Consider the following 15,563-nt stretch of genomic DNA (forward strand, 5'->3'; position numbering starts at 1 on the left):
CGAGAAAAACATGCCGAAAATAAAATTTAAAGGTATTGCGGCAAGTGATGGAATTGCGATTGGGCCGGCCTTTTGCTACATTCCAGCCGAATTGACCATTCCGGTTTGCGCCGCCGGCAGTGTGAAGGAAGAGATGGTCCGCTTGGATGCAGCCCGCCAGCACGCCCATGCTGAATTGCAAGGCATGCATGATGCCATCGAGAAAAGGGCGGGCAAGGAGGAAGCATTCATTTTCAAAGCCCACCAGGAGATGTTGTCTGACCCGGCCCTTGAAGGGAAGATCCGTGAATTTGTGGAAATCGGTCAAACTGCCGAACAGGCCCTGGTTAACGCCACTGAAGAACTCGCCAGTTTACTGGCAGGCATGGAGGATGAACTCTTCGCTGCGCGCGCGTTGGATGTAAAAGATGTCGGGCGCCGCATCCTGCGCATCCTGCTGGGACTGCCGGATACAGCCTTGAGCGCGGTCACAAAACCATCCATCATCATCGCTGAAGACCTGTCTCCCTCCGACACCGCCAGCCTGGACCCTGATCTTACGCTTGGCTTTATCACCGCCCAGGGCGGACTCACTTCGCACAGCGCCATCCTTGCGCGAACCCTTGGCCTGCCTGCGATTGTGGGGATGGGAAATGGCCTGCTTGACAACGTTTCCAATGACACATTCATTGTGATGGACGGGCGTACGGGCGAAATGATCCTTAAGCCCGATCAGGAAACCATTACGCGCTACAAACAGATCAAAATGCAACGCGATTCCCATTTGCAGATCCTCAAATCGGCCGCAGAAAAGGATGCCCACACCGCAAATGGTCGCCGTGTGGAAGTTGCCGCGAACGTCGGCGAGGCCACCTCCGCACGCGATGCCGTGGAACATGGCGCCGAGGGCATCGGCCTGCTGCGCACGGAATTCCTGTATCTCGAAGATGCACAACCTCCCAGCGAGGAAAAGCAATATCACATCTATCGCGGGATATTCAGCGTGATGTCCGGTCGTCCCGTGATCGTCCGCACGCTCGATATCGGCGGGGATAAGCCGCCATCCTATTTGCCCTTTCCCGATGAGATGAATCCATTTTTGGGCTGGCGCGCAATCCGCATCAGCCTGGATGAACCGCAGCTTTTCAAGACCCAGTTGCGCGCCATATTGCGCGCGGCGGTGGGATATCAAGCCCGCATCATGTTCCCCATGGTCTCGGACCTGGACGAACTGCGTCGTGCGCGCGATACCGTTGAAACGGTCAAACGGGACCTCGCACTTGCCTCCATTGAATTTGCATCGGATATCCCTGTGGGGATCATGGTCGAAACCCCCGCCGCGGCAGTGCTGGTGGATGTGCTTGCCGAAGCCTCCGACTTTTTCAGCCTCGGCACCAATGATCTGACCCAATATACGCTGGCGGTCGACCGCGGCAATGTAAAGGTATCCGGGCTGTTCCAGCCCTTGCATCCTGCTGTATTACGTCTTATCAAACAAACCATTGATGCGGGGCACGCAAAGGGAAAATGGGTCGGCATGTGCGGCGAGTTGGCTGGGATGACGAGAGCCATCCCGATCCTGCTTGGCTTTGGCCTGGACGAGTTTAGCATGAGCCCGCGCGCCATCCCTGAAGCCAAACACCTGATCAGCAAATTGACGGATGAGAAAGCGCGCGGGATCGCCTCTCAAGCCATGTCCTTCGGCACGGCGGCGGATACCGAGAACTACATGAAGGGAATCCTGGCTTCGTTATAACATGGCAATTTGTCTCGATTCAGCGAAAGCGGATGAAGCGCGCCAGGCGAAAGACCTTGGCTGGGTATATGGTGTCACGACCAATCCATCCCTGATGGCGAAAACGGGCATGGAACCCGAAGCCGTTCTGAAGGAACTGGCTGAACTTGGGTTTCGCCAGGTGTACTATCAGCTTGTTTCAGACAACCTGGAGGACATGCTGGGCGAGGCGCGTACAGCGGCCGGGATCGTCAAGGATGGGTTGGTCTTCAAGGTCGCACCGACGGAGAATGGATTCCGTTTTGTGGCGAAACATGCGCATGAATTTCCCTGTTGTGTGACCGCTGTTTTCGACCCTGCCCAGGCCTTGGTCGCGCGGGAGGCGGGCGCAAGATATGTCGCGGTATATGTCAATCGTGCGACAAAACAACAGGGTGATGGGCTTGCCCTGGTGGGGGAACTGGCGAAAGTCCTTGCCGGCAGTCAGACCGAAATTCTTGCAGCCAGTTTGAAGTCCACGAAAGAAGTGGTGGATGCCTGCATGGCAGGCGCACAGCATATCACCGTCCCATTTAATGTATTGGCAGGGCTGTCCAGACACCCCCTCTCCACGCAGATCGTCGGACAATTCGATGCAGACGGGGTTGGAATTCGTTTGAACTCACAAGGAGATGAAAAAAAATGGAAGAAGTATTGAAGAAACTATTTGACGCGGTTTTGGAGGGGGATTTTGAAGGTGTCACGTCGAATTTGCAGGCCGCGTTGGACGCCAAACTGGACCCAACGGTCATTTTGAATGACGGCATGGTTGCAGCGATGCGCGAGGTGGGATGCCGGTTCGAGGCGGGTGAGTATTATGTGCCCGAGATGTTGATCGCGGCGCGCGCCATGCAAAGCGGGATGGCAATCTTAAAGCCTCATTTGCAGAAAACGGACAATAAATCGAGCGGCAAGGTTGTGATCGGCACGGTCAAAGGGGACTTGCATGACATTGGAAAGAATCTGGTTGGATTGATGCTGGAGGGTGCGGGTTTTGAGGTCAGGGACCTGGGTGTGGATGTCCCAATCGAGGAATTCATTCGCGTGGTACAGGAGGAGAAGCCCGATATTGTAGCGATGTCTGCCCTGCTGACCACCACCATGCAAATGATGGAGCAGACCATCGAGGCCTTTGAAGCCGCCGGCTTGCGCGATAAGGTTAAGTTCATTATTGGCGGCGCGCCTGTAACGGAAACATATGCAACCCAGATCGGCGCGGATGGTTTCTCCTCTGATGCGAGCCGTGCAGTCAATGTAGCGAAGTCATTGATCAGTGCATAAGTACGAGTACGGAACATTCTCCGCGTGCCGATCCTTTGATGACGGCTATCTGCGGTTCTTAAGTTAAAATGGTATGAAAGGTACCCTAGGTGTTGCCGCCCTTTGTGAAAGGAGTTGAAATGCCGAAACCTGAAGATCTGGCTCGATTAAATCGCCATGTTCGGCTTTCCACACTGGCATCCTGCGGTGTATTGTTATTTGGGCTGATCTTTCTCACGCTCTATATCCATCCTGCGCTGATGGGCATATCCCCGGAATTGCACGGGGACTACAAGGGCGGACCTGTATGGCTGGCGACAGGGGCTGCCCTGGCCCTCGCTGGTTCGGTTTTTCTTTATACATCCACCCATTGGGCTTTTCAAATAAAGAAAATTGCATGGAACACCCCGCCCGTGAAAATGAAATTGAAGCTGGAAGTCGAGGAGGACAGTGACAGCACTGCATATTTTGCAGTCATAACCAAGGAGGGCACGAATACCGAAGGATCCCCGGGATGGCGGGTTCAAATTTGGGTTCATCCACCGTGCGTGCGAGATCATATGGGACGGCAATTCGAGTGCAATGTTTATTTCCATCCCGAACTGAAGCGTCCAGTCGCGGTTGAGTATACAAGAGGATTTCTTTGGATGATGGCCGGCGCTGGCGCGGCAACCAGGCTCCCCAACGACGGGCCAAAGGGCTTCTCACCAGGCGATGATAAAGGTTCATGACATGGACGACACCCCAAAATGGATACCTGTTCTTTTCGGCAGTGTGATGCTTCTCATGGGGGCGCTCATTCTGGGAGCGCTCTTTGGGATTGTCCCAACAGATGAAGACGGCGCATTTCTTGCCCCGCCCATGATCATTGCGGCGCTCGGTCTTGGATTCATACTGGGGGCGTTCCTGCTCTGGATCCCTGATTGGACTCCTCCCCTGCTGCGAACATTCCTCTTTCTTGTGACCCTGGCTCTGGTTGCAGTTGTGTGCAATTGGACCGCCTTCGCCCCCCAAGTTGTGTATTATTCTTCAACCTCCATCGGACCTGTGCAATTTAGCGGAGAGTCAAAGATTGGAGGTCGGATCGTTTTTGGTATTGCGGCATTGATTGTGGATTCCATTTTTATCTCCACGCTGATCGCATGGGTCCGGTCGATATTCCGCCCCATGCGATGATGTGGAATATAATCCGTTCAACTCTTTCCAATCTTCCGGCTGCTGTCCATGATCCGCGACCGGATTCCCCTCCAGCCATGCTGGAAGGTTGGAAAATCGAACCAAATGGTTTAAATTCGATGTATGGTCAGCATTACAGGTGAGTGATGGACACGATCAAACAAACCTCGGACAGGCTTGAATTCATCCATACGCTTTCTCCAATGGCCAGGATGCTTTTGGCGCTCTTCGGATTGATCCCTTTCCTGGCGCCGTATGAGTTGCTCATCAAGCCGTCCTGGCACGGAGGCATCAACTTCAGCATGCTGGTCTCTCTTCTGTTTTCCATCGCGGCCGTAGGCATCAGCACATTTTTGTTTTCAGCCGCCCTGTTTGGAAGGAGCCACCAGTTTCGATTTGATGCCCCCAGGCGGATTGTTGAATACCGGTTCAAAACGGCAATAAATCCCTTTGGTGAAGAGACCCATGCGTTCGACCAAATCGAATTGCTCCAGATCAAGGTGAACGAGTGGGACAGCCGCCCGGACACATACGATATCAGCATGAAGATTCGCGGCAAACGCGCGATGGAATTTGGCGGTTTCGGATCACGGCAGGAGGCCGAACAGTATCTAGCCGTGTTGAAAAAAATGACCCTTGTTCAGGGCGGCTGAATCCGGGCAATCTGCAAAACCCGGCGCAGCATGAACAATCTTGCACCAGTACCGTCAGCGTGGGCAGGAGGGGATCGGCCGCTGCAGCCCATCTTCCCAAATACAAGGCGCGCAAAACCAGAGCAAGGCAATCCTTGAATGCCTGCTCTGGCAGACAATATCCATCATCGTTTAACGAACAGGCTCCAGTGCTTCTTCAACGATCCGAAAGACCAGGTCATGCACGTGGACAGGCTGTTCAACCTTGAGGGCTACGTTGTCCCCGGGTTTTACCCAAACGATGCTGTGATGCTCAACTTCCATGGAGGAAACCCGCTGGGTAAAATCCGTTGCATGCCCAACAATATGGATCTTGTCACCTAATTTCAGGCTGTCGGTTAACGACAGCACCGCCACGTTCAGATGACTGTAGTAATGCGTCACTTTTCCGATTTCAACTTCCATTGTCCTGCTCCTGCCCGGTGGGATCAAACATCAGGCATCTATACTGTAGCACAAATTGTGGCTTGATTTCCACCCCTTTTCGCCTCATCCTTAACCCAAGTTTGACAGCCCCGTGGCAGTCTTCCCAGCGCTGATATACTTGCCTGCATGCTGGACAAACGCCTGCACGGCCTGCTCGTACGTGGACACCAGGTGGCATCGCGCCCTTCCAGGGAATATCCGTACAGCACACTCGAAAAGCAAAAGCCGTTCTTTAAAGCCCTCGGCCTGGATCTGTACGAATACTTCAACGGCACATTGAATATCTCCATCGCGCCGCTGACTTTTATAATGTACGCGCCGGAGCTGACGTTCGAACGGGTAGAATGGACGGACCTGCATCCGCCGGAGACATTTTCGTTCTCGCGTTGCAATGTCATCTTCAAAGGCGGGAACCATGCGGGCTGGGTGTATCATCCACACCCGCAGACGAAGAAAACACATTTCCAAAACCCGTCGCTGATCGAGGTCGTTACATCCGAAATCCCGGCCATCCAATACGGCGATGCGCTGGAGGTTGAGATCAACACCAACGAAATCCGCGTCAGCGCCGGGTAATGCACGGGAAACAGCGGACGGGCAAAAGGTCGGAATAGACGCGTTCCGTATCACCCAAAAGTTCTAGTACGAAGACAAAATCCCCCAGCGTCGTGTACAATCATGGAAAAAAAGGAAAATATATGCGCATTGCCTTTATCTCGGATATGCATGGCAACCTGACAGCTTTGCAGGCTGTCATTGCAGATATTAAAAACCAGGAGACCGACCAGGTGGTCAGCCTGGGCGACACGGTCACCCTTGGTCCTCAACCGAGGGAGGTCGTGGACGCGCTCAGAGGCTTGAACGGTATTTACATCCGCGGAAATCATGATGCGGCCATCCTGGAACCTGAAAAAGCCGCACACTTCGAGATTACGGAGCATCTGATCCCTGATTTGCATTGGTGCCGCGAACAACTCAGATCAGATGATTTTGAGTTTTTAAGGTCGTTTAAAAACACGCACGAACTAACCTTCCCCAACGGGGTCCAACTATTGGCGTTTCACGGATCGCCGATCTCGACCACGGACATCATCCAGTCCACCACCCCGCCCGGGATGCTGGATGAATATTTCGAGGGACACACAGCGACCATTCTCATCGGCGGACACTCGCATATTCAAATGCACCGCCGCCATGGGAAAAAACTGGTCATCAACTCCGGCAGTGTCGGTAATGCCTTCGAATTCGCGTATTCGCCCGGCAACACTCCCCGCCTGCTGCCCTGGGCCGAATATGTGCTTATTGAACAATCGGGCGATTCCTTAAAAGTGGACTTGCGGCGCATCGCTTTTGATATCGAGGCGTTATTGAAGATCGTAAAGGACAGCGGGCTGCCAGGCACCGCATGGTGGCTCAGCCAGTATCAGACGTAAAATCAAGTCGTTTCCGGGAAAATAATGCGGCGCTCTGCCGCTTTTTGATTCAATGCTATACTCGCGCAATATGGATGCAGAAGTCATGAACATCACTGTATTTAATAACGCAACATTGATCGACGGCAGAGGCGGCAGGCCGGTCGAACGCGGCTGTATCGTTATCGAAGATGACAAGATCGTATATGCGGGTATTTCAGGGAAATGGACACAACCCGGGGGGAAATCAATCAACGAGATTGACCTGGCAGGTCGTTTTGTGCTACCGGGGTTAATTGACTGCCACGTGCATATTGCCGCGGAATGTTTGCCGGACAGCACCATGAACGGTCCGCTCGGCTGGACGTCACTGGTTATGCTGAAGCACGCACAGAATACACTGGCGGCCGGCATCACCACCATCCGTGACGTGGGCGGCCGGCATCACCTTGAATTCTCGCTCCGAAAAGCGGTGGCAGCGGGCATGTTTGCCGCGCCGCGCATGGCGCTGGCGGGAAAATTACTTTCGATCACCTCCGCGGGAAGCGAATGGTATGACGGGATGTACCGCGAAGCGGACGGCGTGGACGAGGTCCGCAAGGCAGCCAGGGAGCAGTTGAAAGCAGGCGCTGATTTGATCAAGGTGCTCGCAACGGGAGCCGTCCTTGCGCCCGGCGAAAAACCCGGTGCGGCGCAATTTGAAATGGAAGAGATCCGTGCCGCAGTGGTGGAAGCCGCAAAAGCCGGCAAGATCGTCGCTGCACACGCGCATGGCATCGAAGGCATCCGTAATGCAGTGGAAGCGGGTGCGAAGACCATCGAACACGGTACGTATCTCAATCAAGACCCGCGCGTGATGGAACGCATGGCACAGGAGGAGATCTTCCTTGTGCCGACCTTGAAGGCGGGCTTTGACGTGATTTATGGGGACAAACCCGGTATTCCGGATTGGATCGTGGAGAAAAGCAAGGAGACCCAGGAGGACGCATTGTTCTCACTCCGCCGCGCGCACGAAATGGGCGTACCCATCGCCATGGGAACGGATGCCGCCACCCCATACAACTTCCACGGCGAGAATGCCATGGAACTGGCCTACATGGCGGAGGCGGGCATCCCACCCATGGACTGTATTATCGCATCCACGAAGAATGCAGCGCGCGCGCTTGGTTGGGAGAAAAAACTCGGCACGCTCGAAGCAGGCAAACTGGCGGATTTGATCGTGGTGAAAAAGAATCCGTTGGAAGATCTGCGTTCGCTTGCAGACAGGAGGAATATCGAATACGTAATGCAGGGCGGGAAATTCGTCGCACGCCAGTTCGCCGGCGATTCGGGCATCCCTGAGGAATTGATGTCGGGCGCATGGGTCTGCTGCGGGTAAATCCATGATGCAGGGAGAAGGAAAAGCAGGCCCCATGAATAAACTGATCGTCATTGTCGGCGCGAGCGGCGTTGGGAAGACCACGCTTGCACGCGCCCTTTCCAGCAGACATGCTTTTGCGCTTGCATACGAACAGCACAATGAAAGACCCTTTCAGGCGCTCTTCAAGCAGGATGTAAAATACGCGCTGGCGAATCAAATGGACTACCTGATCCACCGCGCCGACGAGGAGCGCCAGCTCCGTTCCAGCAATGTTCCGGCATTAATGGATGGCGGCCTTGACCTGGATTTCCATGGATTCACACGTCTCTTCCACGCGCGCGGATTGCTCAACGACGCAGAATTCGACCTGTGCCGCCGCTTCTACTCCTTAACCCGCAACCTGCTCCCGCCGCCAGACCTGGTCATCGCCCTGAGCGCGGACGCGCAAACCATCCGCGAGAGACTGGCTTCCCGAAGCCGGATCAACATTGCGTCCAGTGAGGATGCGGAACTGCTGGAGGGATATGTCAACGAATGGCTGGAATCCATTCCCGAGAGGGCAATCCTTAAGCTGAACGTCTCGGACGAAAACCCGGGCTACACACACAGCATCCCAATCATCCTTGATAGAATTGGAGCATGATCCATTTGCGTTTTGTGCAAAAAAGGGAGATCCGCGAGGCGGAGGGGTTCCCGTTCAACGATCCCATCACCCACAACTTGAGGATTGCTTCATCGGGAGGCGCGCCTCCTCGAAACGACACAGGTATTAAATCATGGAATCCCGCATCTTACAATTAATTGCAGCCTTGCGCGCGGGCGGGGTGCGCGTGTCCCTGGCCGAGTCCGCCGAAGCCTTCTCGGCGGTGGATTTGATGGGGATCCAGGACCGCGAGTCGTTTCGGTTGTCGCTGCGCGCCACGCTCATCAAGGATGTAAAAGACCTGCCCACCTTCGATACATTATTCCCGCTCTTCTTCGGCTCAGGGACTCCGCCGATGATGGGCGGCAATCCGTCCGATGATCTGACGCCCGAAGAGATCCAAATGCTGGCGGAGGCGTTGAAGAACTTTGCCGAAAATCTCCGTCAGCGCATGGAAAGGCTGATGAATGGCGAGCAACTGTCCCGTGCGGAACTGGAGGCGTTGGGTCAACTGGTCGGGTTGAACCAGGCGGATGATCTCAACCATCAAAACTGGATGGCGCAGCGCATGCTGCGCGCGCTGGCGTTCCCCGAAGTGCGCGAGGCGCTGCGCGGGCTGATGGAGCAACTCCAGCAGATGGGCATGGAACGCGAGCGCGTCGAGCAGATCCGGCGGATGATCCAGCAGAACATGCAGGGGATGCAGGAGCAGATGCAGCAGTTCGCGGGCGAGCGCATCGCCGAGAACATGAGCGAGCGTCCACGCGGGGAGAACATTGACAACCTGATGAACCGCCCGTTCCAAATGCTATCGGATGCGGACAAAAAAGTATTGCAGCGCGAAGTGAAACGTCTCGCTTCCGCATTGCGCACACGGATTGCCCTGCGACAAAAGCGCATGAAAAGCGGACAGATGGACCCGAAGGCGACCATCCGCGCAAATTTGAAATATCACGGCGTGCCGGTGGAGATCAAACACCGTGACAAAGTGCGAAAGCCGAAGGTCGTGGTCATCTGCGATGTGAGCACATCCATGCGGTTTTGCTCGGAGTTGATGTTGAGTTTCCTGTTCGCGTTGCAGGGACAAGTCCGCAAGACGCATGCCTTCGCGTTCATCGATCATCTCGAATCGATCTCGGAGGATTTCAGCGGCACGAACGCGGACGAGGCGATCCAATCCGTGCTGTGGCGCATGCCCAACGGACACTACAACACAGACCTCGGCTGGTCGCTCAATGACTTCCAAAGCGAATACATGGACAGGCTCAACAGCGGCACGACCCTGCTGATCGTCGGGGATGGGCGCAACAATTATAACGACCCGCGCCTCGATATCTTCTCCACGATGGCGCGCCGCGCCGCGCGCACCATCTGGCTGAACCCAGAACCCGAACACCTCTGGCACGGCGACAGCGATATGCATAAATACGCGCCGCTGTGCGATCATGTATTGAAGGCCGGTAATTTGAGGGAGTTGGTAAATGCGGTGGATACATTGCTGACGGGGTAAAGCATATGCCATTTACCAGCAAAAAACACACAGTCATCATCATTGGCGCAGGCGTTTCCGGATTAACAGCGGGAAGTTATCTGGCGCGACAAGGCTTCCGTGTCAAAGTTTTGGAAGCCAATCCGAAGATCGGGGGCTGTTGTGGTTCGACAGAGATCAACGGCTATACCTTCAACGACGGCGCACAATACCTTATCTATCCAAAACTTTTGGATTTGGTTTTCTCACAACTGGGATCCGACCGCTCAAGGATTCTCCCGTTAAGACGCGTGACCACCCCGCAAACCACGCATCTTCCCAATGGGACGTCCGTTTCCATCGGCGCCGGCCTTGATATTACAGTTGAACACGGCGAACTCGACATTCCCACCGCCCAGCGCGAACTCGCGCATCTGATCGAGAAATGGTCGCCCCTGGACGAAATCCTGACCGGCGAAGAGATCATGCTCAATCCATTTTCGGTAGGCAGGCTTCTTTCAAAAGCGTGGAAGCATCTGCCAAAATTCGGACGGACGCTCGAAGGGGAACTCAAAGCTGCTGTGAGTGAACCGGTTTTCAGGTCCGCGCTGGCAGCGCAGTTGTTGTACGCGGGCGCGCCGCTCAATCGTCTTCCCTCCATTTCCATCATTGCACTTGTCAACGCGCTGAAGGATGGCATGGCATTGCCCGAAGGCGGCATGGGCAGGATCCCCGCAGCGCTTGCGCAGACGTTGGAACAACACGGAGGGGAAATCCTGCTCGATGCAAGAGTCAACAATATTCGCGTCGGGAACGGGCGGGTTCGTGGAGTGCAAACGGAGGGGCGGGGTTTTATCGAAGGCGATTTTGTAATCTCGACTGCCAACGCGATGGCAACCTATCAATTTTTGCTCGATGAACCGGACCAGCCCAAACGTCTCGTCCATAAAGCAAAAAAGACGCCTCTTTCCACGACGGCATTCTGCATTCAACTGGGGCTGTCGAACCAATTGGATGTGGGAAGCCACATACATCATATCACCCCGATGATGGAGGATTTAAACCAATACATCCAGCCAGCCCAGGATATGGCGGAGTGGGGATACTATTCCATCCCCACCGTCATTGCGCCCGAACTTGCTCCCGCAGGCGGAAGTGTGCTCGAGTATGTCCCAATCATTCGACAAAACGAACCCATCGAAGCATGGAACGATAAAAGGAGCAGCCAACTGGCAGATCAATCCATCGCATGGCTTCAAGCGCGCCATGCCATAAACATTGAAGCAAGGCGGATTCGAAGTCCACGCGAATTTCAAAATCAATTAAATCTGTATCACGGCGCGCTCTATGGCGTTTCCGCAGCGAAAGGGCTGACAGGACTCTTCCCGCACAAGACTCCCATCGAAGGTTTGTATCTCGCGGGTCAAACCACGTATCCCGGATTGGGGGTCGCTACAGCGGCGCTATCGGGTATTCATGCAGGCAATGCCTTGCTGCAGGGTATCAAGTAAACATCCAACCGGGGAAAAACCCTAATTTGCCTATACGAAAAAGGAAAGTACAAACGCTTGTCCTTTCAGGAGTAGAAAACCATGTACATCATCCTCTGGGAATACCACGTCAAAGCCGAAAAGCAGGCGGAATTCGAGCAAATCTACTCCCCCAGCGGCGCGTGGGTGGCGTTGTTCCAAAAGGGCGCGGGGTATTTGGGGACGGAACTCCTGCGCGATGAAACGAATTCATTACTCTACATCACGATTGACCGCTGGGAATCCAAATCAGCCTACAAGGTGTTTCTGTCCATGTGGGAACAGGCATACGGGGAGTTGGATGCGCAGGGCGCAGGGCTGACAGAACGCGAGTCCCTGCTGGCAAGCGGGTGACACGGCCCGCCTCTGCGGCCCTGTTGCCTGGACTTCCAGTTCGAACCTATCAAATTTAGCAGGTCAGGTTTCGCACAAATCCCGCGATGGAATTACAATTAGCAACAAGGGAAGCCGCCGTTTCCACTCAAAGGACCGCCGATGCAATTTCAATATACGCCGTACGTTCTTCCGCTGATCGCCGCCGCTTTGATCTCGGGCTGGGTGGCATTTTATTCATGGTCGAGGCGCGCGAACACAGGCGCCATCGCGCTTACGCTGCTTGCGGCCGCGGTCACACAATGGTCGATCGGCTATGCACTGGAGCTTGCCGGAGCGGACCTGCCGACCAAATTGTTCTGGGGCAAAAGCCAGTACATCGGCATCGTGCTTGTCCCCGTGATGTGGGTCGGCTTCGCGTTCCACCATGCCAACCAGGCAAAATGGTTAACCCTTCGCAGCATGGTGCTCCTGGTCATCATTCCGGCGATCACCTTCTCGCTGGTGCTGAACACCGAATCCCACGGGTTGATATGGAATAAGATCGGCATCACAACAACGGGCGGTTTCTCCGCCCTGGACGTATCCTACGGATTCTGGTTCTGGGTACATACGGCTTATTCCTACCTTATGCTCCTGACCGGCACAGTGATCGTGATCCGTTCCATTGGGCGGATGACGGGAATCTACCGCAGGCAGGCTGCCACCCTGCTGCTGGCCGTGACGGCGCCCTGGATCGGCAACGCACTGTACCTTTCGGGCTTAAGCCCGATCCCAAAACTGGACCTGACCCCCTTCGCATTTACCATTACCGTGGCCGCCTTCACCTGGGGCATTTTCGGGTTCCAACTGGTTGACCTCTCTCCCATTGCGCGCACAACCGTGATCGATGAGATGGATGCGGGCATGATCGTGCTGGACCTGGAAAATCGAATCGTGGATATCAATCCATCCGCGCTGCAGACGATCGGTCAAACGAGTTCGAATGTATTGGGCAGGAAGGCAATCGACGTCCTGACCGACTGGCCCGAGTTGGTCGAAAAATATGCCCAGGTCATGGAAGCCACAGACGAAATCACGCTTGGGGAGGGGCTGGGTCAACGTTGGTACGAACTTCAGCTCTCCCGCCTGCGTGACCACCGAAGGGGAAGCGTTGGCAGAGCCATAACCATCACCGACATCACGGGCCGCAAGCGCGCCGAGCGCCTGCTGATCGAAAGCCAGTCCCGCTACCGCCAGATCGTGGAATCTGCCAGTGATCTCATTTACCGCACGGATGCAAACGGGAACTTTACCTATGCCAATCCGACCGCCTTGCGGTTGATGGGCTTTAATTCCGAAGCGGATGTATTGGGGAAACACTACCTGGAATTGGCGGCTCCCCACCTGCGCAGCGATCTAAAAGAATTTTATATGCGCCAATTTGCCGCCCGGGAGAAAAATACCTATTATGAATTTGCCGCCATTACAACGGACGGAAGCGAAATCTGGCTGGGACAAAATGTGCAAATCATCGAGGAAGACAACCGCGTCGTCGGGTTTCAGGCGGTTGCCCGCAATATCACAGAACTAAAGCACACCCAGGAAGCCCTGGCACTGGCGCGCGACAAGGCGCTTGAAGCCAGCCGCATGAAAAGCCAGCTGCTCACCAAGGTCAGTCACGAATTAAGAACCCCATTGGGAGGCATCCTGGGCTACGCCGAACTGCTGCAAATCCATGCGTTCGGACAACTGGAGGAGAAACAAAGCCATGCGGTCTCTCAAATCATCGAGAGCACGAATTACCTGACAAAACTGGTCAACGAACTGCTGGACGAGGCCCAGATCGAGGCAAAAACCATCAAACTGTATATCGATCACTTTTCCCCGGCTGAACTGCTGCGCGCTGTGGAGGCCGGCGCGGCGGTCCTGCTGCAGAAAAAGGAGCTGGAACTCGTCACGAGCATAGATCCAGACCTTCCCAAAATGCTGTATGGGGATGAACAGCGCCTGCAGCAGATCCTTGTCAACCTGGTCGGCAATGCCATCAAATTCACAACGAACGGAAAAGTGACCGTCAGGTTATACAGCCCCAGCGCGGATTATTGGGCGATGCAGGTATCCGATACCGGCCGGGGCATTCCCAGGGATGCCCATGAATACATCTTCGAACCCTTTCGCCAGATCGACCCATCCAACACGCAGGAAAACCCGGGCACGGGGCTGGGACTATCGATCACAAAACAACTGGTCGAACTGATGAACGGGCGCATCATGCTTGAAAGTGAAGTCGGTACTGGCAGCACCTTCACCATCCTGCTGCCCATGCAAAAACCGTCCGGGGAACCCTCATGACCAGGCCATCCGCCCTGATCATCGAAGATGATCCGAAACAGGGCGTCATTTTTCAAGTAGCGCTGCAACAGGCGGGTTTCGACGCTGACGTCGATCAGGATGGAAAACTCTTTGCGGAAAGGCTTGCCAATCCCCCGCCAGCCCTCATCATTCTCGATATTCACCTGCCCTTCGCCTCGGGAATCGACATTTTTAAACAGATCAAGTCCAGTGAGAACTGGGCAAAAGCCGTGGTGATCGTTGCCACCGCCGACCTGCTGCTGTCCAAATCCCTCGAAGGCAGGGCGGATCATGTGTTGGTCAAACCCGTCAGTGTCAGGCGCATCATGAACATTGTTTCCACCCGCTGGCCTGCGCTGTCAGCCGCCGGTCTTCCCGAAAATAAAGAGGCACGATATGGATAAACCCCTGGCGCTCATCATCGAAGACGATATCGAAATCAGCAAAATCTACACGATCGTTCTGCAGGCCGAGTTTGAGCTCGAGGTATTCCAGGACGGCTATCAGGCGCTTGCCCGCCTTGCGCAAGTGATCCCCAGCCTCATTATCCTCGACCTGAACATGCCCAACATATCGGGCAGCGAGATCCTGCACAAGATACGGGCGGATGAACGGCTGGCAAAAATACCCGTGATGCTGGCAACGGCGGATACGATACAGGCGGCCAGCCTGAGGGAGGATGCGGACCTCGTCCTGGTAAAACCCATCAGCCCGATCCAGCTGCGGGAACTGGCATCGCGTCTCCGCTCCAGGGATGCGTAAGACAAGTGGTGGAATCTTATGCGGCCGGCGTTCAGGCCCTTTTATTCAACCCGTATTTTTCGATCATGCGGTTAAAGATCTGGGTGTCATCGTGGGAGGCTAACGTGACCTCAAAACCGATGTTATAGGTATTCGGTTCGAAACTGTCGGCCTGGCACCATTTACTGACGGCATTAAAGACCATGGATGTTTTGTTCGCGACATCCGCGGTCAGGTCCATGCGCAGTGCATATTTTACATCCAGCGGAAGGGGTTTGTCGCTGTCCACCTTGATCCCCACCGCACTGATATCCGTTAAATAGCCTATTACCTGCTGCGTGCCGGCGTCCAGCACACGCATGTAATAGGTGAACTTGCGTCTTGCATCCTTGCGCCGCTCTTTATCCATCAGAATGCTCCTTTCCAATCCAGCCAG

General features: G+C 54.8%; 18 protein-coding genes. 16 read left to right on the forward strand and 2 right to left on the reverse strand.

Annotation, left to right across the window (positions count from 1 at the left end):
* The first annotated feature begins 10 nt into the window (after positions 1 to 10).
* From ptsP to QY332_16685, 6 genes are all read left to right on the forward strand, one after another.
* Positions 11 to 1,735 (forward strand): phosphoenolpyruvate--protein phosphotransferase, encoded by a 1,725-nt coding sequence (ptsP, locus tag QY332_16660; protein WKZ35246.1) that lies wholly within the window; start codon positions 11 to 13, stop codon positions 1,733 to 1,735.
* Between the two features lies 1 nt (position 1,736).
* The gene (locus tag QY332_16665; GenBank protein WKZ35247.1) at positions 1,737 to 2,411 is read left to right on the forward strand and encodes a transaldolase family protein; all 675 of its coding nucleotides are present in this window, start codon (positions 1,737 to 1,739) and stop codon (positions 2,409 to 2,411) included.
* Positions 2,396 to 3,034: a corrinoid protein gene (locus QY332_16670; protein ID WKZ35248.1), complete on the forward strand. Its 639-nt coding sequence runs from the start codon at positions 2,396 to 2,398 to the stop codon at positions 3,032 to 3,034. The genes QY332_16665 and QY332_16670 overlap by 16 nt, the downstream gene beginning before the upstream one ends.
* 119 nt (positions 3,035 to 3,153) lie before the next feature.
* Positions 3,154 to 3,744: a hypothetical protein gene (locus QY332_16675; GenBank protein WKZ35249.1), complete on the forward strand. Its 591-nt coding sequence runs from the start codon at positions 3,154 to 3,156 to the stop codon at positions 3,742 to 3,744.
* A 1-nt stretch (position 3,745) separates the two neighbouring features.
* Positions 3,746 to 4,189: a hypothetical protein gene (locus tag QY332_16680; protein ID WKZ35250.1), complete on the forward strand. Its 444-nt coding sequence runs from the start codon at positions 3,746 to 3,748 to the stop codon at positions 4,187 to 4,189.
* Between the two features lie 146 nt (positions 4,190 to 4,335).
* Positions 4,336 to 4,842, forward strand: a complete 507-nt coding sequence (locus QY332_16685) for a hypothetical protein (GenBank protein WKZ35251.1) — start codon at positions 4,336 to 4,338, stop codon at positions 4,840 to 4,842.
* 171 nt (positions 4,843 to 5,013) lie between these two features.
* On the opposite strand, the gene QY332_16690 is transcribed toward QY332_16685, so the two are convergent.
* A complete protein-coding gene (locus QY332_16690; GenBank protein WKZ35252.1) occupies positions 5,014 to 5,286 on the reverse strand; it encodes a hypothetical protein in 273 nt (90 codons plus the stop codon).
* Between the two features lie 147 nt (positions 5,287 to 5,433).
* Here QY332_16690 and QY332_16695 point away from each other — a divergent pair, with 147 nt between their 5' ends.
* From QY332_16695 to QY332_16740, 10 genes are all read left to right on the forward strand, one after another.
* Positions 5,434 to 5,883 (forward strand): hypothetical protein, encoded by a 450-nt coding sequence (locus QY332_16695; GenBank protein ID WKZ35253.1) that lies wholly within the window; start codon positions 5,434 to 5,436, stop codon positions 5,881 to 5,883.
* A gap of 122 nt (positions 5,884 to 6,005) precedes the next feature.
* Complete coding sequence (locus tag QY332_16700) at positions 6,006 to 6,740, forward strand: metallophosphoesterase family protein (GenBank protein WKZ35254.1); 735 nt, start codon at positions 6,006 to 6,008, stop codon at positions 6,738 to 6,740.
* Positions 6,741 to 6,825: 85 nt separating this feature from the next.
* Positions 6,826 to 8,097, forward strand: a complete 1,272-nt coding sequence (locus tag QY332_16705) for an amidohydrolase family protein (protein ID WKZ35255.1) — start codon at positions 6,826 to 6,828, stop codon at positions 8,095 to 8,097.
* 34 nt (positions 8,098 to 8,131) lie between these two features.
* Positions 8,132 to 8,722, forward strand: coding sequence for a deoxynucleoside kinase (locus tag QY332_16710; protein ID WKZ35256.1), 591 nt, complete (start codon positions 8,132 to 8,134; stop codon positions 8,720 to 8,722).
* Positions 8,723 to 8,855: 133 nt separating this feature from the next.
* A complete protein-coding gene (locus QY332_16715) occupies positions 8,856 to 10,232 on the forward strand; it encodes a VWA domain-containing protein (GenBank protein WKZ35257.1) in 1,377 nt (458 codons plus the stop codon).
* A gap of 5 nt (positions 10,233 to 10,237) precedes the next feature.
* A complete protein-coding gene (locus QY332_16720) occupies positions 10,238 to 11,701 on the forward strand; it encodes an NAD(P)/FAD-dependent oxidoreductase (GenBank protein WKZ35258.1) in 1,464 nt (487 codons plus the stop codon).
* Between the two features lie 81 nt (positions 11,702 to 11,782).
* Entirely contained in the window at positions 11,783 to 12,073 is a 291-nt protein-coding gene (locus QY332_16725; GenBank protein WKZ35259.1) for an antibiotic biosynthesis monooxygenase, read from the forward strand.
* A 141-nt stretch (positions 12,074 to 12,214) separates the two neighbouring features.
* Positions 12,215 to 14,386: a histidine kinase N-terminal 7TM domain-containing protein gene (locus tag QY332_16730; GenBank protein WKZ35260.1), complete on the forward strand. Its 2,172-nt coding sequence runs from the start codon at positions 12,215 to 12,217 to the stop codon at positions 14,384 to 14,386.
* Positions 14,383 to 14,790 (forward strand): response regulator, encoded by a 408-nt coding sequence (locus QY332_16735; protein ID WKZ35261.1) that lies wholly within the window; start codon positions 14,383 to 14,385, stop codon positions 14,788 to 14,790. The genes QY332_16730 and QY332_16735 overlap by 4 nt, the downstream gene beginning before the upstream one ends.
* Positions 14,783 to 15,148, forward strand: a complete 366-nt coding sequence (locus QY332_16740) for a response regulator (protein ID WKZ35262.1) — start codon at positions 14,783 to 14,785, stop codon at positions 15,146 to 15,148. Before QY332_16735 ends, QY332_16740 begins: the two co-directional genes overlap by 8 nt.
* 31 nt (positions 15,149 to 15,179) lie before the next feature.
* Here the strand turns inward: QY332_16740 and QY332_16745 are convergent, their stop codons facing one another.
* On the reverse strand, positions 15,180 to 15,536 hold the full coding sequence (locus QY332_16745; protein WKZ35263.1) for a PilZ domain-containing protein: 357 nt from the start codon (positions 15,534 to 15,536) through the stop codon (positions 15,180 to 15,182).
* Positions 15,537 to 15,563: the final 27 nt, after the last annotated feature.

The sequence above is a fragment of the Anaerolineales bacterium genome, from assembly GCA_030583885.1.
Taxonomy (GTDB): domain Bacteria; phylum Chloroflexota; class Anaerolineae; order Anaerolineales; family Villigracilaceae; genus Villigracilis.

Bases quoted from the DNA above. Each gene is read 5' to 3' on its own strand.
- ptsP (WKZ35246.1), top strand. From the start codon at position 11: ATGCCGAAAATAAAATTTAAAGGTATTGCGGCAAGTGATGGAATTGCG.
- QY332_16665 (WKZ35247.1), top strand. From the start codon at position 1,737: ATGGCAATTTGTCTCGATTCAGCGAAAGCGGATGAAGCGCGCCAGGCG.
- QY332_16670 (WKZ35248.1), top strand. From the start codon at position 2,396: ATGGAAGAAGTATTGAAGAAACTATTTGACGCGGTTTTGGAGGGGGAT.
- QY332_16675 (WKZ35249.1), top strand. From the start codon at position 3,154: ATGCCGAAACCTGAAGATCTGGCTCGATTAAATCGCCATGTTCGGCTT.
- QY332_16680 (WKZ35250.1), top strand. From the start codon at position 3,746: ATGGACGACACCCCAAAATGGATACCTGTTCTTTTCGGCAGTGTGATG.
- QY332_16685 (WKZ35251.1), top strand. From the start codon at position 4,336: ATGGACACGATCAAACAAACCTCGGACAGGCTTGAATTCATCCATACG.
- QY332_16690 (WKZ35252.1), bottom strand. From the start codon at position 5,286: ATGGAAGTTGAAATCGGAAAAGTGACGCATTACTACAGTCATCTGAAC.
- QY332_16695 (WKZ35253.1), top strand. From the start codon at position 5,434: ATGCTGGACAAACGCCTGCACGGCCTGCTCGTACGTGGACACCAGGTG.
- QY332_16700 (WKZ35254.1), top strand. From the start codon at position 6,006: ATGCGCATTGCCTTTATCTCGGATATGCATGGCAACCTGACAGCTTTG.
- QY332_16705 (WKZ35255.1), top strand. From the start codon at position 6,826: ATGAACATCACTGTATTTAATAACGCAACATTGATCGACGGCAGAGGC.
- QY332_16710 (WKZ35256.1), top strand. From the start codon at position 8,132: ATGAATAAACTGATCGTCATTGTCGGCGCGAGCGGCGTTGGGAAGACC.
- QY332_16715 (WKZ35257.1), top strand. From the start codon at position 8,856: ATGGAATCCCGCATCTTACAATTAATTGCAGCCTTGCGCGCGGGCGGG.
- QY332_16720 (WKZ35258.1), top strand. From the start codon at position 10,238: ATGCCATTTACCAGCAAAAAACACACAGTCATCATCATTGGCGCAGGC.
- QY332_16725 (WKZ35259.1), top strand. From the start codon at position 11,783: ATGTACATCATCCTCTGGGAATACCACGTCAAAGCCGAAAAGCAGGCG.
- QY332_16730 (WKZ35260.1), top strand. From the start codon at position 12,215: ATGCAATTTCAATATACGCCGTACGTTCTTCCGCTGATCGCCGCCGCT.
- QY332_16735 (WKZ35261.1), top strand. From the start codon at position 14,383: ATGACCAGGCCATCCGCCCTGATCATCGAAGATGATCCGAAACAGGGC.
- QY332_16740 (WKZ35262.1), top strand. From the start codon at position 14,783: ATGGATAAACCCCTGGCGCTCATCATCGAAGACGATATCGAAATCAGC.
- QY332_16745 (WKZ35263.1), bottom strand. From the start codon at position 15,536: ATGGATAAAGAGCGGCGCAAGGATGCAAGACGCAAGTTCACCTATTAC.